Source organism: Bradyrhizobium sp. SZCCHNR1098, from assembly GCF_032489375.1.
Lineage (GTDB): Bacteria > Pseudomonadota > Alphaproteobacteria > Rhizobiales > Xanthobacteraceae > Bradyrhizobium.
The window spans coordinates 842647-866914 of the sequence record NZ_JAUEXY010000002.1 but is presented as its reverse complement, the minus strand read 5'-3'; the positions used below and the strand labels follow the sequence as shown (position 1 = coordinate 866914).

Sequence of the window (24268 nt, the reverse complement as noted above, 5' to 3'; positions counted from 1 at the left end):
GGAGGCCCTCCTTGGCCGCCTTCGCCATCATATGAAGGTGTCCTGTATCGCTGCGATTGACGACCTCGCTGGCGATGATCAGCTTATGCTTGTCGTCGACGACGCTCTGGACATTGTAGCCTGCGATCGTCTGGTCGCCCTTGCTCAGCAGTCGCGCATCGGAATCGGTCTTCGACACCTGTCCCTTGTCGCCCTTGTCCAGGTTCTCCAGATCGGACTGTGCGCGTTCACGCCTGGCCATCAGCTCCTTGATCTTGTCCCCGACATCGCCGCCATCCTTGTTGCCATCCTTGCCGTCGTCGGGCTGCTTCGCTTCCGCCGCGTCGTTGGTGTCGAGAGACTTGCCGTACGCCTCAATCTCCTCATCGAGCTTGGCGATCTGTTTGGCGAGCTTCCCGCGCGTGAAGATGCTGTCCTTGCTGGCATTGCCGTGGAACAGCGCGCCGTCGACCGCGACCAGGGTCCCGCCGATCAGCCCGATCTCCTGCAGCAACAGGACGAAGCTACGGTTCGCCGCCTTCAAGGCAGCCCAGTTCTCCTTGCGGAAGTTCGCAATCGTCCGATAGCCGGGCTTCAGGTTCCTCAACAACCAGATTAGCTCCAGATTGCGGCCGGCTTCACGCTCGAGCCGGCGCGACGATCTGATCTGGTTCAGATAACCATAGAGATAAAGCTTCAGCAGGTCCGCCGGATCGTACGGCGGCTGCCCGACACCCGATCCCCTCCGCTTGGCGTGGCGGAAGCCAAGCTTGGCCAGATCGAGAGCGTTGACGTAGCTGTCAATCGCACGAACCGGATTCTGCCGATGCAGCCGCCGTTGATCTTCAGAAACTGCTCACGTCGCCTTCAGCGCGTGGTCGGTCTCGGCGTCGAACTGGGCGATCTGCCGCGCGCGCTGCGACTTGGCGGCGGCCTGGTGGTCGGTGGCGATGACGGTGTAGACGGCCGGCAGCACGAACAGCGTGAACAAAGTGCCGATCGACATGCCGGCGACGACGACGAGGCCGATCGAGAAGCGGCTGGCGGCGCCGGCACCGGACGCGGTCAGCAGCGGGATCAAGCCGGTGACCATCGCCGCCGTCGTCATCAGGATCGGCCGCAGGCGGATGCGCGCGGACGTCTCGATGGCGGTGCGGCGGTCCATCCCCTCGTTGAGCTGCAGCTCGTTGGCGAACTCCACCATCAGGATGCCGTGCTTGGTGATCAGGCCGACCAGCGTCAGCAGGCCGACCTGGGTGTAGATGTTCATGGTCGCGAGGCCAAAGAACAGCGGGATCAAGGCACCGACGATCGCCATGGGCACGCTGATCATGATCACGAACGGATCGCGCAGGCTCTCGAACTGCGCCGCCAGCACCAGGAAGATGATGATCAGCGCGAAGCCGAAGGTGATGGCGAGCTGGTTGCCTTCCTGGACGTATTGACGGGCGTCGGCGAGATAATCGTGGCTGAAGCCGGACGGCAGGTTCTTGGCCTGCTTCTCCAGGAAGTCGACCGCCTGCCCGACCGTGACGCCGGGCATCGGCACGGCGGAGAAGGTCGCCGAGTTGAGCTGGTTGAAATGCGTCAGCGAGTTCGGGTCGGTCGCGGTCTCGATGTTGACCACCGTCGACAGCGGCACCTGCTGGCCGGCGGCGGTCGCGACATAGTAGCCCGACAGCGATTCCGGCGACAGCCGCTTGTCGCGCGGCACCTGCGGGATCACCTGATAGGAGCGGCCTTCGAGGTTGAAGCGGTTGATGTAGTTGCCGCCGAGCAGCACCGCGAGCGTGTTGCCGATCGACTGCATGGTGATGCCGAGATCGCTCGCCTTGCTGCGATTGATCCAGACCTTGACCACCGGCTGGTTGAACTCGAGGTCGCTGTCGGAGACGATGAACATTCCGCTCTTGCGCGCGGCGTCCTTCAGCTTGGCCATCTGCTCATAGACCGCCTGGAAGCCGCTGGTCGAGCTGATCACCATCTGCACCGGCAGACCGCCGGGGCCGCCCGGCAGCGCCGGCAGGTTGAAGGCGAAGGCGTTGATGCCCTCGATCTTCGACAGCTCCGCCTGCACCAGCGGCTTCAGCTTGATCGAGGAGCGCGTGCGCTCGTCCCAGGGCTTGAGCAGCATGCCGGCAAAGCCGCCCTGCGGGCCGAGGATGCCGTTCAGAACGAAGCGAAGGTCGGTCTCGGGGAACTTCGCGAATGCCTTGTCGACCTTGTCGGTGTAGAAGTTGATGTAGTCGATGTTGGCGTATTTCGGCGCCTTGGTGATCGAGAACACGATGCCCTGATCCTCCTCCGGCGCCAGCTCCTTCGAGGTGTGCATGTAGAGGAAGCCGACCAGGCCGAGGATCGTCAGCGCGAACAGCGCGGTCACCGGCCGGTAGTCGAGCGAGCGGTCGAGCCGGCGGCCGTACCAGCGCGTCATCGCGCCGAACACCCGGTTGACGAGGCGCGCGAAGCGGCCCTCATCGGCGCTCTTCAGCAGCACCGAGCACATCATCGGCGACAGCGTCAAAGCAATGACTCCCGACACGATGACGGAGCCGGCGAGCGTGAAGGCGAACTCACGGAACAGCGAGCCGGTCAGACCGCCGAGGAAGCCGATCGGCGCATACACCGCCGCCAGCGTGATCGTCATCGAGATGACCGGACCGACGATCTCGCGCGCGCCCTGCAATGCAGCCTGCACCGGCGCCTTGCCCTCCTCCAGATGGCGGTGGATGTTCTCCACCACGACGATGGCGTCGTCGACGACGAGGCCGATCGCCAGGACCATGGCCAGCAGCGTCAGCAGATTGATGCTGAAGCCGAACGCCAGCATCATCGTGCAGACGCCGATCAGCGACAGCGGGATCGTCACCACGGGGATGATGACCGAGCGCAGCGACGCCAGGAACAGGAAGATGACGACGATGACGATCAGGACGGCTTCGCCGAGCGTATGCTCGACCTCGTCGATCGAGGACTGGATGAACTTGGTGGAATCATAGGCCACCTTCATCTTCATCGATGGCGGCAGGTTGCGCTCGAGGTCGGGGAACAGCGCGCGCACACCCTTGACGATGTTGAGCGGGTTGCCCTGCGGCGTCGCGTCGACGCCGATGAAGATCGCGCGCTCGCCGCTGAAGGCGACACTGGCATCGGTGCTCTGCGCCGCGAGCTCGACGGTGGCGATGTCCTCCATGCGGACGAAGCCGCCGTCCTTGGCCTTGACGATCATCCGCTTGAACTGGTTGACGTCGGTCAGGCCGGTATTCGTCGTGATGTTGGAGACGATGAAGTAGCCCTTGGCCTGGCCGGCCGCGGACTGGAAGTTGTTGGCCGCGATCGCCGCCGCGACATCCGTCGGCGACACGTTGCGGCCGGCCATCTTCTCGGGGTTCAGCCAGATCCGCATCGCGAAGGTCTGGCCGCCCAGAATGTTGGCCGCAGCGACGCCGTCGACCGTCGACAGCACCGGCTGCACCACGCGCGTCAGATAGTCCGAGATCGCCGATCCCGACAGCTCCTCGCTGGAGAAGCCGAGATACATCACCGACGTCGTCTGCCCCGTGGTCTTGGTCACGATCGGGTCGTTGGATTCCTTCGGGATGAGGTAGCGGACCGAATTGACCTTGGCGAGCACCTCGGTGAGCGCCTGGTTCGGATCGAAGTTGAGCTTGATGAAGACCTGGATCGTGCTGGTGCCCTGCACCGAGGACGAGGTGATGTAGTCGACGCCCTCGGCGGACGCGACCGCCTGCTCCAGCGGCGTCGTGATGAAGCCCTGGATGAGGTCGGCGGAGGCGCCGGGATAGACGGTCGTGACGTTGACGACCGTGTTGGACAGCTTCGGATATTGCCGGATCGGCAGCTCGAACGCCGCGCGCAGGCCGAGCAGCAGGATGAGCAGGCTGACGACGACCGACAGCACCGGGCGCTTGATGAAGATATCGGTGAAACGCATCGCGGCAATCCCGTCAGCAGAAGTCAGATGAGGTCCGGGCGGGCCGCCTCATGGAGGCGGCCCGGCATTGGCTCAGAGGCTCGCTCAGTAGCGCGGCGGCTTCGCCGGCACCGGCGGCGGCGGATCGGTCGAGATCGCGACGGCAGCGCCGGACTGGATCTTGAGCTGGCCGACGGCGACGACGCGATCGCCCTCCTTCAGGCCCTTCAGGATCACCGCGCGGCCATTGATGCGATCTCCGGTCTGCACATAGATCCGGTCGGCCGTCAGCGCGGTCTTGCCGTCGTCGGTCTTCTTCTCGTTGATCACGAACACCGAGTCGCCATAGAGCGTGTAGTCGACCGCGGTCTCCGGCACCGTCAGCACCGGCGGCTTCTCCGGCAGCACCACGGTGGCGGTGGCGAACATGCCCGGCTTCAGGATGCGCTCCGGATTGGCGATCGTCGCCTGCACGCGGATGTTGCGGGTGTCGGTCGCGATCTGCGGCTCGATCGTGGTGATCTTGCCTTCGAAGGTCCGGCCCGGATAGGCATCGACGCCGATGCGGACGGTCTGGCCGACCTTGAGCTGGCCGCTGTCCTTCTCCGTCACGGTGAAGTTCACCCACAGCTCCGACAGATCGGTCAGCGACACGATCTGCGTGCCGGCGCTGAGATACTGGCCGACCTCGACCTTGCGGACGCCGAGATCGCCGTCGAACGGCGCGCGCACCAGCTTCTGCGCGATCAGCGCCTCGGTCTTGGCGATGCCGGCCTGCGCCTGGTCGTAGGCGGCCTGGGCCTGGTCGACGGTCGCCTGCGGCCCGAACTGGCGCGATGCCAGCTGCTTGGCGCGATCGAGCGACAATTGCGCCACGGTCACCTGGGCCTTGTAGTTGGCGAGATCGCCCTGATCCGGCGCGTCATAGAGCTGCACCAGCGGCGCGCCCTGCTTCACCGTGGAGCCCGGGGTGAACATGATGTCGGTGATGCGGCCGCTGACGTCCGAGGTCACGTTGACCTGGTGCACGGCGGCGAGATCGCCGACGGCCGTCAGCAGGTTCGGCACGGTCTCCGGGCTCGCGGTCGCGACGGTGACGCTGATCGGCGGCGGCTTCATGTTGGCGAAGAACTGCGCGATCATCTTGTCGCGGAACATGTTGAACCACACGAGGCCGCCGACCAGCGCCGCGAGCAGGCCGCCGATCACGATGAACCACAGCACCGGGCGGGTGCGCTTGCGCGGCTTGTCGTCGACCGGCTTTCCGGAGAGCTTGGGTTCGGTCGCAATGTTCATGTCATGCACTTTCTGCCGTCGCCGGCCGGACCGGAGGTTGCGACAATTCGTGATCGAGGTAGCACGCAATGGCGGCGTCGGTCAGTCCGATGCCGCGCAGGATGAATTCGCTGAGCTGGCGCTCCAGGCTCGCCGCAGTTCCATACGGCACACATGGAACGGATGGAAGCCGCGTCAATGCCGCCATCAACACGGTGTGATGCGCGAACCAGAACAGGTCGCGGGGCGCGGCCACTAAGCGCACGGCGTCACCGGAGGCAACGGCTGTCACCAGCGAGTCAACGAACTTGGCGCCGATGAGATCATCGATCTTCGCATACAGCAGCCTTGCGAATTCGCCATCATCGAGATGGCTCGACGCCATCAGCCGCAGCCGCTGCTCTTCTTCCTCATTGGGGCCGTCGGCAATGCCGAGGAAATGCCGGACCATCCCGGCCATCAGCATGACCAGCGTCGCGGTCGAAGGTTCCTGGCTGAGCAGCACCTCGAAATCCGGGTCGGTCTCGCACTCCTCGGTGAGGATCTCCGCATACAGCGCCGCCTTGGAGGGGAAATGCTTGAACAGCAGCGCTTCCGAGATCGCCGCTGCGGCAGCCACGCTCTTGGTCGTGGTGCCGGCATAGCCATGACGCGCGAAGCAGCGCTTGGCTGCACCGAGGATCAGCTGCCTGCGGAGATCGCTTGTCATGCGCAAAGTGGACATCGGCCGTGAGTAAATACTCACTTGATCTATGTCAAGAAAGATGCCGCGGCGCAGCAGGGTTTGGCGGCCAAGTCCCTGAAATCGCTGGCGGGATTTCACCGTTGCCAAAGGCAATTCTATACCTCTGAAAGCGGCGGATCTGCGGCAGGGCGGGCGGTCCGATCCTGCCCTCGGTGCCCGGCGCTGCCGGGTCGCACATTTTCTTCTGCTGCCGACCGTGCGACGGTCGCAGCAACAAACGAGACTCGGACGGGAGGACCATCGATGACCGACGACGCAGCGCTCGCCAGCCAGTTCGATCTCGAGCGCCTGACGCCTGAGTTCTACGCCGATCCCTACCCGACCTACCGCGCGCTGCGCCAGCATGCGCCGGTCAAGCGCCTCCGCAGCGGCTCCTATTTCCTCACCCGCTACGACGATCTCGTCACCGCCTACAAGGCCACGAAGACGTTCTCATCCGACAAGAAGCGCGAGTTCGCGCCGAAATATGGCGACACGCTGCTCTACGAGCATCACACGACGAGCCTCGTGTTCAACGATCCCCCGGCGCACACGCGGGTGCGCCGCCTGATCATGGGCGCGCTGTCGCCGCGGGCGATCGCCGAGATGGAGCCCGCTCTGATTGCGCTCGTCGATGGGCTCCTGGACCGGATTGCAGCGAAGGACAGATTCGAGCTGATCGAGGATTTCGCCGCGGCGATCCCGATCGAGGTCATCGGCAACCTGCTCGGCGTGCCGCACGAGGAGCGCGGCCCCTTACGCGACTGGTCGCTTGCCATCCTCGGCGCGCTGGAGCCCGTGCTGACGCGCGAGCAACTTGCCCGCGGCAACCAGGCGGTCGGCGATTTCCTCGCCTATCTGGAAACGCTGGTCGCACGCCGCCGCGCGGCACCCGGCAATCCGGAGCGCGACGTGCTGACGCGCCTGATCCAGGGCGAGGCCGACGGCGAGCGTCTGAGCGAAAAGGAGCTCCTGCACAATTGCATCTTCCTGCTCAATGCCGGACACGAGACCACGACCAATTTGATCGGCAACGGTCTCGTCTTGCTATGCCAGCATCCGGCCGAGCGCGAGAGGCTGATCGAGGCCCCCAACCTGATCCGCACCGCCGTCGAGGAGATCCTGCGCTACGAGAGCTCGAACCAGCTCGGCAACCGCATGACCACCGAGCCGGTCACGCTCGGCGACATCACGCTCGAGCCCGGCACCTCCATTACGCTGTGCATCGGCGCTGCCAACCGCGATCCCGCCCAGTTCGACGATCCCGAACGCTTCGACATCACCCGCCTCGCCAACCGCCACCTCGCCTTCGGCACCGGCGCGCATCAATGCGCCGGAATGGCGCTGGCGCGGCTGGAGGGCGCGGTCGCGATTGCGCGCTTCGTGAGGCGGTTTCCGAACTATCAGCTCGACGGCGCCCCGGTGCGCGGCGGCCGGGTGCGGTTTCGGGGATTCATGAACGTGCCTTGCGTGGTCGGCTGAGGCGAGGATCACGTTGTGCGGAGTGACCGGAGCACCTCAGTCTGTGATTTGTAGGGCGGATGAGCGAAGCGTAATCCGCCGCTGACACGGCCGGATGCTGTCGAAAGACCCGCATTTCATCAGCGATATCTCCTCGCCGGTCACAACCAGCGCTCAAGCGACGCCTTGTGACATGCATGTTCACTGCTGCCGGCGCGGCGGATTACGCTTCGCTCATCCGCCCTACGCGCTGCTGTCGGAAAGTCTGACCGGCTACATAAAGAAGGCGATACTCGCCCGCTCCGGCCGACACCCACTCCTCGAAAAAATCTCTTTCTTTTTTTCAGAATTGATGTATACGTTCTCCCGTCCCGCCTCACAAGAGGGGCGCTTCGCGGTCGTCACGAACGTCGAGTGCGGGATGCGGTGGGCGTGTTGGTGCTGCAGCGTGGGTGATTCCTGCGCCGACGAACGGCAGCGATGCGCACGGTCAAGTCGCGTGGTCCTGATACCCCGATGCTGGTATTACGCCTGCGTTGGCGCTCACGCGTCGCGCGGGCAACGGTGGCCAGAAAGCCCGGCGCACCGGGGAGAACGCGAAGCAGCCGTCAAACCATCGCGCGGGGAATGCCGGGTGTACTCGGCTGAACCTGTGGTTCCTGCCGCCTGCATTTTTTTCGCAGGCGGGCCATGGGTGCGGCCAGCGCCCGGCATTCCCCGTGCCCTCTTCCCAAGGAGGGCAGGACGATCAGCAAAGCTCGGACGCGAAAACGCGCCGCGAGATGGGACCTTCATGTCTCACTTCCGTCAGCTTAAGTCTCACCGCCCCGACACAACTCTCACCATCGTCATTGCGAGCGAAGCGAAGCAATCCAGGGCCGCGCACGCGACTCTGGATTGCTTCGTCGCTTCGCTCCTCGCAATGACGGGGAGACAGACGGGACTCAACGGTCGGGCGGACGATCGAGTAGGTCAGCCCCTGCTCCAGCAGATGCGCTTCGAACGCCAGCTTGGCCTTCTGGAACGCCAGCAGCGGCTTCTGCACGCAGATGGCGGACAGCAGGACGAAGTGACTCACACCAGCACTCCGCGCAGCATCCAGCGCGTTCACATGGGCTTGATAGTCGATCGCCTGGGCATCCGTCGGCTCCGCTTCGACCTCACGCCGCCGCGCGCGGCGTCTTCTCCAAAATCAGCGTGTGGATGCCGCAGGTGCCGCTGTAGAGGCTCATCACCCGCGTGCCCGGCTTGCGGCCGGCGCGCGGCTCGGAGACCTGCAGGCCGGCGGCGAGCAGCCGCGCGCGCGTCGCCTCGATGTCGGCGACACGCCAGCTCAGGCCCCACAGCTTGTCATGGGCCTTGTCGTTGCCGGCGACCGGCCGCTTCACCACCTCGACGATCAGGTCGCCGCAGCGGAAGAACATCAACTGCCCCCATTCCTGATGGCTGCGGTCGAGCGCCATGTCGAGCCCGAGCCGCGCGCCGTAGAGCGCGGCGGCGCGTTCGGGATCCTCGGTCGAGATCACGATATGGTCGAGGCCGAGCACGGCCGTATCGGCGGTCTTGGCGGACGGCGGGCGCGGCTCTGCAAGCTCGAGGAAGAACATGCGCACGCCACGCGTGAGATCGGTCATGGCGCGGGTGCGCTTCCAATGCAGCCTCCGGCCCGAGACGCGATCGGTGTTCTCGACCTCGGTGATCGGGTCCGGCTTCAGCGCCACGCGCTCCAATCTGCGATGCATCTTGGCGATGTCGTTGGTGGCAAAGCAGATGCTGGCGAGCCCCTCGCCCCAGATCTTGATGACGTTGCGGATGCGGTCGGCCGCCACGCTCTGGCCCATCGGGGCCATCAGCTCCAGGCTCATATTGTCGAGCGTGAACAGGACGCGATCGGCGCCCTCGCCCGAATTCTGCCAGGACGGCTTGCGTGCCAGCAGCGTCTCGAAGGCGGCGCTGCCGGCCTGGATGTCCTGCAGCAGGACGACGACGTGGTCGAGCCCGGTGATCACGGAAACAGCCCTCGCGAGTTCTTGGCGGCGCGCACCTTCTCCACTCCGATCGCCATCGCCGCGGTCCGGTGGGAGATGCCGTCGGCCTTGCCGCGCGTCAACATGCGCTCGAAGGCACGGTCGAGGATCTGGTACTCCCTGCGCATCACCTCCTCTTCCTCCCAGAACAGCTGCTGCAGATCCTGCACCCATTCGAAATAGCTGACGATGACGCCGCCGGAATTGCAGAGAATGTCGGGAATGAGGAAGATCTCGTTGCGGCGCTGGTCGAGCACCAGATCGGCATCCGGCGTGGTCGGGCCATTGGCGGCTTCCGCAATGACGCGGCATTTCAGGTTCGCCGCCACCTTGGCGTCGATCACGCGCTCGACAGCCGCCGGCACGAGGATGTCGCAGGCCAGGGTCAGGATCTCCCGCGGATCGAAGGCGAGCTCGGTGGAGAAGCCGGCAATGCTGCCGTGCCTGGCGGCGTGCGCCATCAAGGCCGGGATGTCGAGACCACGGGGATCATGGAGGGCGCCGGTGTGATCGCTGACCGCAATCACCTTCATGCCCATCTGGTGGAAACCGAGCGCGGCATAGGAGCCGACATTGCCAAAGCCCTGCACGACCGCGGTGGACTTGGTCGGGTCGATGCCCAGCTCATCCATCACCCGCCTCGACACATGGGCGACGCCGCGGCCGGTCGCCTCGCGGCGACCCAAGGTGCCGCCGGAGAACACCGGCTTGCCGGTCACGATCTCCATCACCGTCTGCCCCTGGTACATGGAATACGTGTCCATGAACCACGCCATCACCTGCTCGTTGGTGCCCATGTCGGGCGCCATCACGTCGGTATGCGGGCCGACGAACGGGATCATCTCCTGCATGTAGCGGCGGGACAGCGATTCGAGCTCGCGCCGGGACAGCTTGGACAGATCGACGTTGACGCCACCCTTGGCGCCGCCATAAGGCAACCCGACGAGGGCGCACTTCCAGCTCATCCAGATCGCCAGCGCCGCCACCTCGCCGATGTCGACGGTGGGAGCAAAGCGCGTGCCGCCCTTGGTCGGTCCCATGGTCAGGAGGTGCTGGACCCGGTAGCCTTCATAGACCGCGATCGTGCCGTCATCCTTGTGGATCGGACACGAGACGGTGATCGCCCGCTTCGGCAAGAGAAGCCGGTCCCGCTCGTCGGCTGGGATGCCAAGATGGTCGGCGATCACGTTGAACTGATTGGTGGCCATCTCGAAGACCGGACCCGCATAGACAGTCATATTCCACTCCCGAATCTGCGTTTCTGCAGGCCGGCAACCATAGCGCGACCCGAGCGCCGGCGGCAGGGGGCCACCGGTAGCAGACGGCCGATCTCAACCACCATGGTGACGATTTGACGAAGAATTTCAGCGTTGATCCGCTTTGACCGCTTGCTAATCTGCGGCGCCGGGGCCGCGATCACCCCTTAGTGAGACAGAAATGGCAATGCAGGCCCTCTTCATCGGACAGACCTACATCGACGTGACGTTCATCACCGACCACATGCCGACGGGGGACGAGAAGCACGTGGCATCCGACTATGCCGTCTCGTTCGGCGGCAATGCGGTGACTGCGGCATTTTGCTGCGCCAAGCTCGGCATCGTGCCCGACCTGATCGCCACCGTCGCGAATGACTGGCTCGGGCGGATGTTCCAGGACATGACCGCGAAATACGGCATCTCCGTCCATCCCCGGAAGGTCAATGCCTCCTCGCTGTCCTTCATCATGCCGAAGGACGGCAAGCGCGCGATCGTGCGTTGCCGCGACGATGCGCATATCCACCCGTTCCCGCTGCTCAATCTCGGCAATTGCCGGGCGCTGCATGTCGACGGCCACCAGCCCGACGCCGCGTTGCATTATGCCAAGCTGTGCCGCGAGGCCGGCGTCCTGACCTCGCTCGACGGCGGCGGCCTGCGCGCCAACACCCATGAGCTCCTGGAATATATCGACGTCGCGATCGTGGCCGAGCGGCTGTGCGAGCAGATGGATCTCACGCCGGAGAAGATGCTCGACTACCTGAAGAGCCGCGGCTGCCGCATTGGCGGCGTCACCCAGGGCGAGAAGGGCCTGCTCTGGTATGACGAGGTCGGCGCCGTGCATACGCTGCCGGCCTATCCGATCCCGCGCGAGCGCGTGATCGACACCAACGGCGCCGGCGACGTCTTCCACGGCGCCTATGTGTATTCGTACCTCGCCAATCCGGCGAAGGGCTGGAAGGAGCATTTCGAGTTCGCGCGCGCGGCCTCGACGTTCAAGATCCAGAAGCTCGGCAACGAGGCCGGCCTGCCGACCCTCGCCGACATCGAGCTGGTCAGGCAGGAATTCGAGGCGCGCGTCTAGCGGCTGTGGGGAGCAAGCGGATGGGGCGGGTCGTCGTCGCCGGCAGCATCAACATGGATGTGGTGGCGACGGCCGAGCGCCATCCGCGCATCGGCGAGACCGTCGCCGGCCGGTCGGTGATGTACTTTCCGGGCGGCAAGGGAGCGAACCAGACCGTCGCCGCGGCCAAGCTCGGCGTGCCGACGGCGCTGATCGGCCGGCTCGGCCGCGACGCCTTCGGCGAGCAGTTGCGCGCATTTCTCACGGCTCAGGGCATCGATCTCACCGCCGTGAAGGACAGCGCGGGCGCGTCGACCGGAACGGCGATCATCACGCTCGCACAAGCCGACAACACGATCGTGGTGATCCCGGGCGCCAATGCCGAGGTCAGCGCCGACGATGTGGCCCAGGTAAGTCTGGCACCGGACGATGTGGCCATCAGCCAATTCGAAATTCCGCAGGCGACCATTACCGCGTTCTTCCAGCGTGCCAAAACGGCCGGCGCCACCACGATCCTCAACCCCGCCCCGGCGAGCGCATTCGACAGCACGCTGTTCGCACTGGTCGATGTGCTCGTGCTGAACGAAACCGAGCTCAGTTTCCTGGCCGGGATCGAACTCGGCGACGCGCCGACGCCGCAGCAGGTGAATGAGGCGGTTCGCGCGCTCGAGCCTCGCGACGATCAGACGGTCTGCGTCACGCTCGGCGCGCGCGGTGCGGTCGCGGTTTCTGGCGCCGAGGCCCGGCTGGTCGAAGGCCGCGCGGTCAAGGCCGTCGACACCACCGGCGCCGGCGACTGCTTCGTCGGCGCGCTCGCCGCGCGGCTGTCGCAGGGCGCGGCGATCGCGGATGCGATCGGCTATGCCAACATCGCCGCATCGATCTCGGTGCAGCGGATGGGTGCCGGCCCTTCGATGCCGACCGCAGAGGAGGTGCGCGCGCTGCTCTAAGCGAGAGCGCTCTTCAGGTCGAAGCTGGGATCGGCGGCTTTGGCTGCATCCAAGGTGCCGCCCGCAGCCAGCAACTTGCGGCCGAACATATGGTCGCCGGCACGGTTGACGGACTCGATGCCGACCAGCCGGCCCTCTTTGTAACAGAACGCGGAGAACGCCTTTTGCGCCGGATCCCCGCGCAGCACGACCTGATCATAGCCGGTGGTGAGCCCCGCGATCTGGAGCTTGTCATTGCCCTGGTCGCTCCAGAACCACGGCTGTCCGTCATAGGGCTTGACGTCGCCCGTCAGCCGCGCCGCGACGCAGCGGGCGTGATCGGTGGCGTTCTGCACCGACTCCAGCCGCAGCGTCCCGCCGAAGCGCTGGCTGACGAACAGGGCGCAGTCGCCGATGGCCGAGATGTGCGGATCGCTGGTGAGCAGATATTCGTCGACGACGATGCCGGAGGCGACCTGCAATCCTGCCTCAGCGGCGAGCTCGACATTCGGCAGCACGCCGACGCCGACCCCGACGAGGTCAGCGGGGATGTGCCGACCATCGCTGAGGCTGACGCCGGTGACGTTGTTGCCGTCGGCCTCGATGCTGGTGGCCTGCACGCCGAGATGGATGCGCACGCCGGCATCGGCATGCTGTTTCTGGAAGTAGTCGGAGATTTCCGCCGTCACCGCCCGCGCCATCACCCGCGCGCCGAGCTCGAGCACGTCGACCTCGAGCCCTTTGATGCGTGCGGTGGCCGCGAATTCGAGGCCGATGAAGCCGGCGCCGATCACGACGACCCGCTTGGCATCGCCCAGCAAGGTCCTGAGCGCTTCGCTGTCGTCGAGGATGCGCAAGTAACGGACCGCCGGGAGGCTGGCATTGGGAATGTCGAGCAGGCGGTTGCGCGCACCGGTCGCGAACACGAGGTGCCCATAGTCGAGCGTCCTGCCGGAGGCGAGCAACACCTTGCGCTGATCGCGCTGAACAGAGACGGCACGATCATAGACGAGATCGATGGTCTGGTCCGCGTAGAACTTCTGCGGCCGAAACATCAAGGTTTCGGGACCGCCGGTGCCCTTCAGATACGCCTTCGACAGCGGCGGGCGCTGATACGGCAGATGCGGCTCGTCGTTGATCAGGTGAATGGGATCGGCAAAGCCTGCCTGACGCAGCGAGGTCGCGAGCTGGAAACCCGCATGCCCCGCACCCACGATCACAACCGGTCCCTTCGTCACTGCGTCCTGCCCCATTCTGTCCATATCCCGTGTTTGCACGCCATGTCTGCTGCGGGTTTACCTCCCGTCATGCCAGCCGAGCCGGGTTGTCGCAGACTTCCCCGGCATTGTCACCGGCCTGCTGTGCGCTTTAAATGCGGCAACAACCATGCAAGGGAGGATTGAATGTCGGACGCAGCCGCGGACCCCGCTCGCCTGAGCATTGACGGCCCGATCGCGACCATCACGCTGGACCGACCGGCAGCGTTCAACGCCATCAACCTCGCCATCGCGCAGCGCCTGGAACAGCTCGCGGCGCAGGTCGAGGCGGACCCGACCATCCGGGTGCTCGTCCTCAAGGGCGAAGGCCGCGCCTTCTGCGCCGGCGGCGACCTGCAGACGATCGGCGCTGCCGCCGAGGCCGACACCATCACGCCTGTCGTGAGCGAGCTGCTGCACCACTACCACGCCTTCATCGCGAGCCTGCGGCGCATGCACAAGATCGTGCTCGCCAGCGTTCACGGCTCCGCCGCCGGTGCTGGGATGTCGCTGGCCTTCGCGGCCGATCTCTGCATTGCGGCCGAGGATGCGCGCTTCACGCCGGCCTATGCCAAGCTCGGCGTCTCGCCCGACGGCGGCGGCACGGTCGGTGTCATTACGACCGTCGGTGTGCGGCGCGCGCTGCAGATATTCCTGGCCGAGGACAGCTTCACGGCGGCGCAGGCATACGAATGGGGACTGGTCGCGAAAATCGTCCCGGCCTCCGAGCTCGTCGCAGCTACCGACGCGCTGGCTGCGCGGCTGGCGCAGAACATGCCAGCTGGGCTCGCGGCGACCAAGGCGCTGATCCATCGCGCACCGACCAGCGCGGTCGAGGATCAGCTCGCCGCCGAGCGCGACGCAATCATCAACTGCATGCACACGGATGAATTCCGCGCCGCCGTGAAGCGGTTCACCAGCAAAGGAAAGTAGGACTGCGCTCACCCCTTCCCTTTCCGGCGCATGAAGTCGAAATCGCAGCCGTCGTCGGCCTGCAGGATCGTCTCATGAAAGAGGTGCGCATAGCCGCGCTCCGCCCATTCCGGCGTCGGGGCTTGCTTCAGCGCAGCTCGGCGCCGGTCCAGCTCGGCGTCGTCGACCAGCAGGTCAATGCTGCGCTTGGCGACGTCGAGCCGGATCATGTCGTCGGTCCGCACCAGCGCCAGCGGCCCGCCGACGGCGGACTCCGGCGTGATGTGAAGGACGATGGTGCCAAAGGCGGTGCCGCTCATGCGCGCATCGGAGATCCGCACCATGTCCTTGGTGCCGCCGCGCGCGAGCTTCTTCGGGATCGGCAGATAGCCGGCCTCGGGCATGCCCGGGGCGCCTTTGGGCCCGGCGTTGCGCAGCACCAGGACGTCGTCCGCCGAGACGTCGAGAGCGGGATCATCGACCCGCAAGGTCATATCCTCGATCGACTCGAACACGACGGCGCGCCCGGTGTGCTGCAGCAGCTTGGGGCTCGCGGCCGAATGCTTGATGACGGCTCCGCGCGGCGCCAGGTTGCCGCGCAGCACCGCGAGCCCGCCCTCCGGCTTGATCGCGTCGTCGCGCGAGCGGATCACGTCCTGCCCCGGCACGTCCTCGGCGGCAGCCACGATGTCGCGCAGCGGTTGGCCGGTGATCGAGCGGCAATCGAGATCGATGAGATCACCGAGCTGCTTCATCAGCTTCGGCACGCCGCCGGCGTGGTGGAAATGCTCCATGTAGTGATCGCCGGATGGCTTGAGATCGACCAGCACCGGCACCTCGCGGCCGATGCGGTCGAATGCATCGAGATCGATTGTGTGCGGGGTCCGGCCAGCGATCGCGGTGAGATGCACCAGGCCATTGGTCGAGCCGCCGATTGCCTGCAGCACCACCTGCGCATTCTTGAAAGCGGACGGCGTCAGCAGCTCGCTCGGTTTCGGCCCCTTGGCCTTGGCCATCTCGGCCGCGACGCGTCCGCTGGCTTCGGCCGAACGGAAGCGCTCGGCATGCGGCGCGGGAATCGTTGCGCTCATCGGCAGCGACAATCCGAGGGCCTCGGTGATGCAGGCCATCGTCGAGGCCGTTCCCATCACCATGCAGGTGCCGACCGACGGCGCCAGCCGGCCGTTGACCGCCTCGATCTCGCTGCCGTCCATCTCGCCGGCGCGATACTTCGCCCACAGCCTGCGGCAATCGGTGCAGGCGCCGAGCACCTCGCCCTTGTGATGACCGACCACCATCGGACCAACGGGGATGACCACCGTCGGCAGGTCGGCCGATACCGCCGCCATGATCTGCGCCGGCAAGGTCTTGTCGCAGCCGCCGATGACGACAACCGCATCCATCGGCTGGGCACGGATCATCTCCTCGGTTTCCATCGCCATCAGGTTGCGCAGATACATCGAGGTCGGATGCGCGAAGCTCTCGGCGATCGAGATCGTCGGAAACACGAACGGCATCGCGCCGGACAGCATGACCCCGCGCTTCACCGCTTCTAGGATCTGCGGCACGTTGCCATGGCAGGGGTTGTAGTCGCTGTAGGTGTTGGTGATGCCGACGATGGGCCGGTCGAGCGCGTCGTCCGAATAGCCGGCGGCCTTGATGAAGGCCTTGCGCAGGAACAGCGAGAAGCCGGCATCGCCGTAGGCAGTCAGTCCCTTGCGCAGGCCATCGGTCATGGTCTTCTCTTCTTTCATTCTCAACGTCATTCCGGGGCGCGCGAAGCGCGAACCAGGAATCCAGAAGTTGTCTTGCGCTCTCACATCGAGATTCCGGGTTCGCGTCCTGCGGACGCGCCCCGGAATGACGACGCCAATTACCCCCAGTCGATGATCCGGCTGGTGTCGCCATCGAACTCGGTGGTGCAGAAAGCGCCGCCCTGGAAGTAGTCGCCGATCGGATCGGCGGGCAGCTTGGCTTGCTCCGCAAAAGCATGCTCGCGGAAATCCTCGGCGCGGCCGGTCGGGCGATAGCCGAGATCGTAGGCGCGCTGATTGTCCCACCAGGCGCGCTCGTTCAACGAGGCGCCATAGAGCACATCGAAATGAATGTCCGGATGCTCGAGGCCGATGCGGCAGAGCTGGACCAGATCCTCCGGCTTCAGCCAGATCGACAGCCGGCGCCGGTCGAGCGGCTTGTCGCCGAAATTGCCGATGCGGATGCACGTCACCTTCAGCCCGTGCTTGTCGGCATAGAGCGAGCCGAGCGCTTCGCCGAACACCTTGCTGACGCCGTAGCGGCCGTCGGGACGCGGTTGCACGTCGTTGTCGATCTTGCGATGGCGCGGATAGAAACCAACCGCGTGGTTTGACGACGCGAACACCACGCGCTTGACGCCCTTGCGGCGAGCCGCCTCGAACAGGTTGTAGCCGCCGATGATGTTGGCCTGCAGGATGTCATTCCATGGACCTTCGACCGAATAGCCGCCGAAATGGATGATGCCGTCGATGCCATCGCACAGTGCTTCGACCTGGGAGAGGTCGGCAAGATCGGCCGCCTTGAACGTCTCCTGGCTGGAGAGATCGGCAGGCGGTCGGAGATCGCTGAGCAGAAGGTCCGGATAGATCGGCGGCAGCAGCTTCCGCAAGGAAGTGCCGATTCCACCGCTCGCTCCGGTCATCAAGATACGTGGCATTTCATCCCTCGTGTTCGGCCCGCAGGTTTGCGGTCATTGCTTGCGGATGATAGCAGAGATCGTAACGGTGCAATAACAGGACCGGCCAGATGTCCGACGGAAACGCTCACGCCCAGGGCTTTCGCCCTGCCACCTTCTATCCCGATCCGGCGATCCAGGCGCTCGATCCGCGCTTCGAGAAATACTGGCTCAAATTGTCGGCCGTCGAGCGGCTGGCGACGGGCCTGCGCTGGGCCGAAGGGCCGGTGTGGTTCGGCGACGGCCGCTATCTCTTGTGCAGCGACATTCCCAACCAGCGCATCCTCAAATGGGAGGAGGAGACCGGGGCTGTCTCGGTGTTCCGCAAGCCCTCCAACTTCGCCAACGGCAACACCCGCGACCGGCAGGGCCGGCTGGTCACCTGCGAGCATGGCGGCCGCCGCGTCACCCGCACCGAATATGACGGCTCGATCACGGTGCTGATCGACAGCTTCGACGGCAAGCGGTTGAATTCGCCGAACGACGTCGTGGTCAAATCCGACGGCTCGATCTGGTTCACCGATCCGACCTTCGGACTGCTCGGCAATTACGAGGGCTACAAGGCCGAGCCCGAGATCGACGCCAACGTGTACCGGATCGACGGCACCACCGGCCGGGCGACCATCGTCGCCGAGGGCGTGCTGGGGCCGAACGGGCTGTGCTTCTCGCCCGACGAGAGCATCCTCTACGTCGTCGAATCCCGCGGCGCGCCGACCCGCAAGATCCTCGCCTACGACGTCTCCGGCGACGGTACCAAGCTTACCAACAAGCGCATCCACATCGATGCCGGCGCGGGCACGCCGGACGGCATGCGCTGCGACGTCGACGGCAATCTCTGGTGCGGCTGGGGCATGGGCACGCCCGAGCTCGACGGCGTCATGGTGTTCGCGCCCGACGGCGCGCCGATTGGCCGCATCGCTCTGCCCGAGCGCTGCGCCAATCTCTGCTTCGGCGGGCTGAAGCGCAACCGGCTGTTCATGGCCGCCAGCCAGTCGATCTACGCGCTCTACGTGAATACGCAAGGCGCGCTGGGGGGATGATCCCCACCAGCTCTGTTGTTGGCGTGAATGGTGGGCACGCTGCGCTTTGCCCACCCTACACATCCTCACGCGATCAGGCTGCGTTGTAGCCCGCGACCGCCTTGACCTCGAGATACTCCTCGAGACCGAACCGGCCCCATTCGCGGCCATTGCCGGACTGCTTGAAGCCGCCAAACGGCGCGGTGCGGTCGTTCGGGACACCTTGAAGGTTGACGTTGCCGGCGCGAATCTTGCGGCCGACCTCGCGGGCCTTCTCGATCGTCGGGGCCGTGACGTATCCGGCAAGACCATAGGGCGTGTCGTTGGCGATACGCACCGCCTCGTTCTCGTCCTTGGCCCCGATGATCACCAGCACCGGCCCGAAGATCTCCTCGCGCGAGATCGTCATCTCGGGCTTGACGTCGGCGAAGATCGTCGGCCGCACGTAGAAGCCCTTGTTGACGCCCTCCGGCAGGCCGGGACCGCCGGCGACGAGCGTGGCGCCCTCCTCGATGCCCTTGTTGATGAGGGCCTGGATCTTGTCCCACTGGCCGCGATTGACGACCGGGCCGATCGTGGTGCCTTCGCCACGCGGATCGCCGGCCTTGGTCTTGTCGGCAACGCCCTTCGCGATCGCAGCCACTTCCTTCATCCGCGCGGCGGGCACGATCATGCGCGACGGCGCGTTGCAGGACTGGCCGGAATTGTTGAACATGTGCATGACGCCGCCCGTCACCGCCTTGACCAGATCGGCCCCCTCCAGGATCACGTTCGGCGACTTGCCGCCAAGCTCCTGGCTGACGCGCTTCACGGTCGGCGCGGCGCGCTTGGCGACGTCGATGCCGGCGCGGGTCGAGCCGGTGAACGAGATCATGTCGATGTCCGGATGCTCGCTCATGGCGGCACCGACCTCCGGCCCGAGGCCGTTGATCAGGTTGAACACGCCCTTCGGCACGCCGGCCTCGTGCAGGATCTCGGCGAAGATCAGCGCCGAGGTCGGGGTGAACTCCGACGGCTTCAGGATCATGGTGCAACCCGCGGCCAGCGCCGGGGCGACCTTGCAGGCGATCTGGTTGAGCGGCCAGTTCCAGGGCGTGATCATGCCGACAACGCCGACCGGCTCGCGCACCACCACGGACGCCGGCAGCGTCTCCTCGAACTCATATTTCTTCAGCACATCGAGCGTCGACATCAGATGGCCGAGACCGGCGCCCGCCTGCAGCTTCTCCGCCATCGGCAGCGGCGCGCCCATCTCGTCGGAGATGGCAGCACCGATTTCCTTCATGCGGCCCTTGTAGACGGCGATGATCTTCTCGAACAGCGCGACGCGCTCCTCGCGCGAGGTCTGCGAGAACGTCTCGAAGGCGCGCTTGGCGGCGGCGACGGCCTTGTCGACATCGGCTTTCGAGCCCAGCGCAACCTCGTACATCGCCTCTTCAGTCGCCGGATTCACGACCGGCGTGGACTTCTTGACGACCGGATCGACCCAGGCGCCGTCGATGTAGAATTGCAGGCGATTGACCATCGGAAAACCTCTTCACGTGGAAGCATCTGGAGGGGGCGGCAGCACGCGGCCGGCATCCTGGCACGCGCGATCCGCGGGATGAACCCGCCACATGCGGGGACCGGGGTTGCGTCCCGCGGATATAGGAGCAAGGCCGCGACCGGCGCAAGCCGACGGACCTGCGTTTCGTCGCCGCTCCATTTTGCATCGCAGCAAATGCGATTGCGGCGATCATTCCGGATGGCAGAATTCCCAGTCCTGCAGATTCATTTTCAACATGTGAACTGCTTCACATCGTGGCCCGGTCGTGCCGATTACTCTCTCCTTCATAGACAGCCCAGCATCTCGAAAGGACGCTGGAAAACATTTCACAACGAATGACTTCGCCAGTTTTTATTGCGTAGCTTTTCAGCACCTAGCCCTTTTGCTCCAAGTTGCGACGCCGTCTCCTTCATCCAGGTGGGGGAGACGGCGCAGCTGTTTACAGCTCCCTCTTCCCCCCGCCCTCACACCGCCATCTTGCGATGCCGCACCGGAGCGCCGGTGAGGCTCTCGGCCGCATCGATGATCGCGTTGGCATCCATGCCGTTGTGGCGATAGAGATCGTCGATCGTGCCGGTCTGGCCGAACTTTTCGACGCCGAGCGCCTCGACACGATGGCCGCGCACCGAGCCGAGCCAGCCGAGCGTCGCCGGGTGGCCGTCGATCACGGTGACGATGCCGCAGTCGCGCGGCAGCGGCGCCAGCAACTGCTCGATATGGCTGAGATGCTGCACGCCGCGGCGATGCCGGCGCAGGCTGCGCGCCGCCGTCCATCCCGCATGCAGCCGGTCCGCCGAGGTGATCGCGAGCAGGCCGACGTCGCGCCGGGATTCGCCGATCAGGCCGGTCGCCTCGATCGCCTCTGGAGCAAGGGCGCCGGTATAGGCGACGATCACCTCCGCATTCGGCCCCGGCTTGCGCAGCCAATAGGCGCCGGCGGCGATGTCGGATTCCAGCTCCGGCGTCATGATCCGCTGCGGCTGATCGATGGTGCGCGTCGATAGCCGCAGATAGAGCGAGCCGCCCTCGCCTGCCTCGCGCTGCATGTGGGCAAAGCCCCATTTCATGATCGCGGCGAGCTCATCGACGAAGGCCGGCTCGAACGACGACAGCCCGTCCTGCGCCATGCCGATCAGCGGCGTTGCGATCGACTGATGCGCGCCGCCTTCCGGTGCCAGCGTCACGCCCGACGGCGTTGCCGCCACCATGAAGCGGGCATCCTGATAGCAGGCGTAGTTCAGCGCATCGAGGCCGCGCTCGATGAAGGGATCGTACAAGGTCACCACGGGCAGCAGCCGGGCGCCATTGATGGCGTGCGACAGGCCGAGCGCGGAGGCCATGATGAACAGGTTCATCTCGGCGATGCCGAGCTCGATGTGCTGGCCCTTCGGCGATGCCGCCCAGTTGAAGGTCGACGGGATCTTCTCGCTACGGAACAGGTCGGCCTTCTCGGCGCGCGCGAACAGGCCGCGGCGGTTGACCCAGGCGCCGAGATTGGTCGACACGGTGACGTCGGGCGACGACGTCACGATGCGCGAGGCCATCGCGGTGTCGCTGCGCGCGAGATCGTTGAGGATCAGGCCAAAGCCCTGCTGCGTCGACATCTGCGCCGCGGCGGTAAAGGTCAGCCGCTCCGGCACGTCGAACACGGCATCGTCAAGCCGGCGGCCGTCGCGATTGAACGGCACGGCGGCGAGAAACGCCTCCAGCTTTGCCGGGTCCTGCTTCAGGCCTTCGAACTTGTCCCACTCATGGCCGGGGCGGATGTTCTGCTGGGCGCGCCATTTCTCCATCTGCGCGACGGTCATCAGGCCGGCGTGATTGTCCTTGTGGCCCTGGAACGGCAGGCCAACACCCTTGATCGTGTAGGCGATGAAGCAGACCGGGCGGTCGTGATCGATGGACTCGAACGCCTCCAGCATGCTCGCCATGTCGTGGCCGCCGAGATTGGACATCAGCGCCAGCAGCTCGTCGTCGCTGCGCTTGTCGAGCAGCCGCGTGACGTCGCCCTGATCGCCGATGTCGTCCTGGATGTGCTTGCGGAAGGCGGCGCCGCCCTGGAAGCACAGCGCCGCATAGAGCGCGTTCGGGCAGTTGTCGATCCAGCGCCGCAAGGCCTCGCCGCCGGGCTCGGCGAACGCCTCGCGCATCAGCTTGCCGTATTTCACGATCACCACGTCCCAGCCGAAATTGCGGAACATGGTCTCGAACTTCTCCCACAGGCCTTCGCGCACGACGGCGTCCAGGCTCTGGCGGTTGTAGTCCACGATCCACCAGGTGTTGCGCAGGCCGTGCTTCCAGCCCTCCGCCAGCGCCTCGAAGATGTTGCCCTCGTCCATCTCGGCATCGCCGACCAGCGCGATCATGCGGCCTTCGCGGCGGTCCTTCATCCAGCCATGCGCCTTGACGTAGTCCTGCACCAGCGACGAGAACAGCGTCTGAGCGACGCCGAGGCCGACCGAGCCGGTCGAGAAATCGACGTCGTCGATGTCCTTGGTGCGCGAGGGATAGGACTGCGCGCCCTTGAAGCCGCGGAAATTCTCCAGCTTCTCGCGGGTCTGCCGGCCGAACAGATACTGGATGGCGTGAAACACCGGGCTGGCATGCGGCTTCACCGCGACGCGGTCCTCCGGGCGCAGCACCGAGAAGTACAGCGCCGACATGATGGTCGCGAGCGAGGCCGAGGAGGCCTGGTGGCCGCCGACCTTGAGGCCGTCAATATTCGGCCGGATGTGGTTGGCGTGATGAATGGTCCAGGACGACAGCCACAGCGCCTTGCGGGCCAGCGCGTTCAGCATGTCGAGACGGTCTGACGGTGCGGATGGCGTGGCCATGGCGCGGCTCCCGGGGGATTGTTTGGATTCTGCAAGCCTAATCCTGTCGACGAGACCATAATTCTCAAATTTTCGCGCATCATGGGCCATTATTGGGATATTTTTCCATCCGATCACCACTTCTAGGGATGCCATCCCAATGCCCGACCTCGACGCCATCGACCGCAAGATCCTCGCCCATCTCCAGGCCGACGGCCGCATCACCATGCAGGAGCTCGCCGACAAGGTCGGACTGTCGGTGTCGCCCTGCCACCGCCGCGTCAAGCTGCTGGAGGAGCGCGGCGTCATCACCCGCTACATCGCCACCGTCGACCAGAAGGCGCTGGGGCTGCACGTCTCCGTTTTCATCTCCATCAAGCTGGCGCGGCAGAAGGAGGAGGATCTGAAGCGGTTCGAGAAGGCGATCTCGGCCTGGCCCGAGGTGCTGGAGTGCTATCTGATGACGGGGAATCGCGACTACCTGCTGCGCGTGGTCGCGGCTGATCTCTCCTCCTATGAAGCGTTCCTGAAAACCAAGCTGACTCGTCTCGACGGCATCGCCTCGATCGAAAGTAGCTTTGCGCTGAGCCAGGTGAAGTATTCGATCGCGCTGCCGGTGTGAGGCCAGCTGCCTCAGCAATCTCAGCTGTCGTCCCGGCGAACGCCGGGACCCATACTCCGCGGCAGTTATTGTGAAGAAAGACTGGGTCGACATCGTGCGCAACAACATCTCCCTGGGGTTATGGGTCCCGGCGTTCGCCGGGACGACACTGGAATCCTGGGCGAGAGCGCTCGTCCCCCAACGCCGGCGATCTATCGCCACATGCGTTCGCAGTCCCGCGGCGGGTTGCGCCCGAGCTATGCTGATCGCTTCACCCTCCTCGACAACAGAGGGCGCAGGGAAGGCCGGGCGCTGGCCGCGCCCGTGGCCCGCCTGCGAAAAAAAAATGCAGGCGGCAGGTACCACAGGTCTGGCCGAACACGCCCGGCCCTCCCTGCGCGATGGTTTTGACGGCTGCTTCGCGTTCTCCCCGGTGCGCCGGCTTTTGGCCACCGTGCGCGACGATGCGCTTTGCGCGCTCCGCCGCGGGACACCAGCATCGGGGTGCCAGGACCGCGCGACTTGACCGTGCGTGCATCGCTGTTCGTCCGCGCGAATGATCACGCTGCAACGACACACGCCCATCGCATTCCGCTGCCGACGTCCATGACGACCGCGATACGTCCCCTCCGACGCAACGGAACGGGCGGGACTCTAATGCTGATTTTACGAAATAGACAAGCGATTTATTTTTCCGCACAGGGCTGGACAGGATTTCTCGCGCACGCCCCGATTTGCCCGACGGGCAGCTTTCGCATGCCGCATC

At 65.3% G+C, this 24268-nt stretch carries 16 protein-coding genes and 3 pseudogenes; 6 read left to right on the top strand and 13 right to left on the bottom strand.

The genetic code is table 11. The features are described 5' to 3' along the window. From QX135_RS08165 to QX135_RS08150, 5 genes and pseudogenes are all read right to left on the bottom strand, one after another. A pseudogene (locus QX135_RS08165) lies at nucleotides 1–589 on the bottom strand (IS1182 family transposase); the annotation flags it as partial. Between the two features lie 3 nt (nucleotides 590–592). Further along, nucleotides 593–655: pseudogene (locus QX135_RS32430) on the bottom strand (hypothetical protein); the annotation flags it as partial. Nucleotides 656–835: 180 nt separating this feature from the next. Next, nucleotides 836–3934 carry a MexW/MexI family multidrug efflux RND transporter permease subunit gene (locus QX135_RS08160; protein WP_316176685.1) on the bottom strand — a complete coding sequence of 1033 codons (3099 nt, stop codon included), beginning with the start codon at nucleotides 3932–3934 and terminating at the stop codon, nucleotides 836–838. 84 nt (nucleotides 3935–4018) lie between these two features. Continuing rightward, nucleotides 4019–5209: an efflux RND transporter periplasmic adaptor subunit gene (locus tag QX135_RS08155; protein WP_315737192.1), complete on the bottom strand. Its 1191-nt coding sequence runs from the start codon at nucleotides 5207–5209 to the stop codon at nucleotides 4019–4021. Between the two features lies 1 nt (nucleotide 5210). Then, entirely contained in the window at nucleotides 5211–5897 is a 687-nt protein-coding gene (locus QX135_RS08150) for a helix-turn-helix domain-containing protein (protein WP_315737712.1), read from the bottom strand. 279 nt (nucleotides 5898–6176) lie between these two features. Between QX135_RS08150 and QX135_RS08145 the strand changes: the two genes are divergently transcribed. Beyond that, nucleotides 6177–7394 (top strand): cytochrome P450, encoded by a 1218-nt coding sequence (locus QX135_RS08145; RefSeq protein WP_316176686.1) that lies wholly within the window; start codon nucleotides 6177–6179, stop codon nucleotides 7392–7394. A 928-nt stretch (nucleotides 7395–8322) separates the two neighbouring features. On the opposite strand, the pseudogene QX135_RS08140 reads toward QX135_RS08145, so the two are convergent. The 3 genes and pseudogenes from QX135_RS08140 to QX135_RS08130 form a co-directional block, all read right to left on the bottom strand. Then, a pseudogene (locus QX135_RS08140) lies at nucleotides 8323–8520 on the bottom strand (NAD(P)H-binding protein); the annotation flags it as partial. Between the two features lie 13 nt (nucleotides 8521–8533). Then, nucleotides 8534–9382 (bottom strand): VOC family protein, encoded by an 849-nt coding sequence (locus QX135_RS08135; protein ID WP_316176687.1) that lies wholly within the window; start codon nucleotides 9380–9382, stop codon nucleotides 8534–8536. Further along, nucleotides 9379–10638: a Glu/Leu/Phe/Val dehydrogenase gene (locus QX135_RS08130; RefSeq protein ID WP_315737188.1), complete on the bottom strand. Its 1260-nt coding sequence runs from the start codon at nucleotides 10636–10638 to the stop codon at nucleotides 9379–9381. Before QX135_RS08130 ends, QX135_RS08135 begins: the two co-directional genes overlap by 4 nt. 205 nt (nucleotides 10639–10843) lie before the next feature. Between QX135_RS08130 and QX135_RS08125 the strand changes: the two genes are divergently transcribed. Then, nucleotides 10844–11737, top strand: coding sequence for a sugar kinase (locus QX135_RS08125; RefSeq protein WP_315737711.1), 894 nt, complete (start codon nucleotides 10844–10846; stop codon nucleotides 11735–11737). Nucleotides 11738–11757: 20 nt separating this feature from the next. After that, nucleotides 11758–12666: a ribokinase gene (gene rbsK / locus QX135_RS08120; protein ID WP_316176688.1), complete on the top strand. Its 909-nt coding sequence runs from the start codon at nucleotides 11758–11760 to the stop codon at nucleotides 12664–12666. On the opposite strand, the gene QX135_RS08115 is transcribed toward rbsK, so the two are convergent. Next, nucleotides 12663–13898 (bottom strand): NAD(P)/FAD-dependent oxidoreductase, encoded by a 1236-nt coding sequence (locus QX135_RS08115; RefSeq protein WP_316176689.1) that lies wholly within the window; start codon nucleotides 13896–13898, stop codon nucleotides 12663–12665. The two genes, rbsK and QX135_RS08115, sit on opposite strands and share 4 nt — an antisense overlap. Nucleotides 13899–14048: 150 nt before the next feature. On the opposite strand from QX135_RS08115, the gene QX135_RS08110 reads away from it, so the two are divergent. Next, nucleotides 14049–14834, top strand: coding sequence for an enoyl-CoA hydratase/isomerase family protein (locus QX135_RS08110; RefSeq protein ID WP_315772451.1), 786 nt, complete (start codon nucleotides 14049–14051; stop codon nucleotides 14832–14834). 8 nt (nucleotides 14835–14842) lie between these two features. Here QX135_RS08110 and QX135_RS08105 read toward each other — a convergent pair whose 3' ends face one another. Then, on the bottom strand, nucleotides 14843–16549 hold the full coding sequence (locus QX135_RS08105; RefSeq protein ID WP_315813089.1) for an IlvD/Edd family dehydratase: 1707 nt from the start codon (nucleotides 16547–16549) through the stop codon (nucleotides 14843–14845). Between the two features lie 137 nt (nucleotides 16550–16686). Further along, the gene (locus tag QX135_RS08100) at nucleotides 16687–17505 is read right to left on the bottom strand and encodes an NAD(P)-dependent oxidoreductase (protein ID WP_315776410.1); all 819 of its coding nucleotides are present in this window, start codon (nucleotides 17503–17505) and stop codon (nucleotides 16687–16689) included. Nucleotides 17506–17594: 89 nt separating this feature from the next. Here QX135_RS08100 and QX135_RS08095 point away from each other — a divergent pair, with 89 nt between their 5' ends. Further along, nucleotides 17595–18563: an SMP-30/gluconolactonase/LRE family protein gene (locus tag QX135_RS08095; RefSeq protein WP_316176690.1), complete on the top strand. Its 969-nt coding sequence runs from the start codon at nucleotides 17595–17597 to the stop codon at nucleotides 18561–18563. Nucleotides 18564–18636: 73 nt separating this feature from the next. On the opposite strand, the gene QX135_RS08090 is transcribed toward QX135_RS08095, so the two are convergent. After that, nucleotides 18637–20067: an aldehyde dehydrogenase family protein gene (locus QX135_RS08090; protein WP_316176691.1), complete on the bottom strand. Its 1431-nt coding sequence runs from the start codon at nucleotides 20065–20067 to the stop codon at nucleotides 18637–18639. 485 nt (nucleotides 20068–20552) lie between these two features. Further along, complete coding sequence (locus QX135_RS08085) at nucleotides 20553–22922, bottom strand: transketolase (protein ID WP_315737181.1); 2370 nt, start codon at nucleotides 22920–22922, stop codon at nucleotides 20553–20555. 139 nt (nucleotides 22923–23061) lie between these two features. Between QX135_RS08085 and QX135_RS08080 the strand changes: the two genes are divergently transcribed. Beyond that, a complete protein-coding gene (locus tag QX135_RS08080) occupies nucleotides 23062–23523 on the top strand; it encodes an Lrp/AsnC family transcriptional regulator (protein ID WP_315737180.1) in 462 nt (153 codons plus the stop codon). Nucleotides 23524–24268 lie beyond the last annotated feature (745 nt).

Excerpts from the sequence above, each read along its gene's own strand:
- QX135_RS08160 (WP_316176685.1), bottom strand. The coding sequence starts at position 3,934 with ATGCGTTTCACCGATATCTTCATCAAGCGCCCGGTGCTGTCGGTCGTC.
- QX135_RS08155 (WP_315737192.1), bottom strand. The coding sequence starts at position 5,209 with ATGAACATTGCGACCGAACCCAAGCTCTCCGGAAAGCCGGTCGACGAC.
- QX135_RS08150 (WP_315737712.1), bottom strand. The coding sequence starts at position 5,897 with ATGACAAGCGATCTCCGCAGGCAGCTGATCCTCGGTGCAGCCAAGCGC.
- QX135_RS08145 (WP_316176686.1), top strand. The coding sequence starts at position 6,177 with ATGACCGACGACGCAGCGCTCGCCAGCCAGTTCGATCTCGAGCGCCTG.
- QX135_RS08130 (WP_315737188.1), bottom strand. The coding sequence starts at position 10,638 with ATGACTGTCTATGCGGGTCCGGTCTTCGAGATGGCCACCAATCAGTTC.
- QX135_RS08125 (WP_315737711.1), top strand. The coding sequence starts at position 10,844 with ATGCAGGCCCTCTTCATCGGACAGACCTACATCGACGTGACGTTCATC.
- rbsK (WP_316176688.1), top strand. The coding sequence starts at position 11,758 with ATGGGGCGGGTCGTCGTCGCCGGCAGCATCAACATGGATGTGGTGGCG.
- QX135_RS08115 (WP_316176689.1), bottom strand. The coding sequence starts at position 13,898 with ATGGGGCAGGACGCAGTGACGAAGGGACCGGTTGTGATCGTGGGTGCG.
- QX135_RS08110 (WP_315772451.1), top strand. The coding sequence starts at position 14,049 with ATGTCGGACGCAGCCGCGGACCCCGCTCGCCTGAGCATTGACGGCCCG.
- QX135_RS08105 (WP_315813089.1), bottom strand. The coding sequence starts at position 16,549 with ATGACCGATGGCCTGCGCAAGGGACTGACTGCCTACGGCGATGCCGGC.
- QX135_RS08100 (WP_315776410.1), bottom strand. The coding sequence starts at position 17,505 with ATGCCACGTATCTTGATGACCGGAGCGAGCGGTGGAATCGGCACTTCC.
- QX135_RS08095 (WP_316176690.1), top strand. The coding sequence starts at position 17,595 with ATGTCCGACGGAAACGCTCACGCCCAGGGCTTTCGCCCTGCCACCTTC.
- QX135_RS08090 (WP_316176691.1), bottom strand. The coding sequence starts at position 20,067 with ATGGTCAATCGCCTGCAATTCTACATCGACGGCGCCTGGGTCGATCCG.
- QX135_RS08085 (WP_315737181.1), bottom strand. The coding sequence starts at position 22,922 with ATGGCCACGCCATCCGCACCGTCAGACCGTCTCGACATGCTGAACGCG.
- QX135_RS08080 (WP_315737180.1), top strand. The coding sequence starts at position 23,062 with ATGCCCGACCTCGACGCCATCGACCGCAAGATCCTCGCCCATCTCCAG.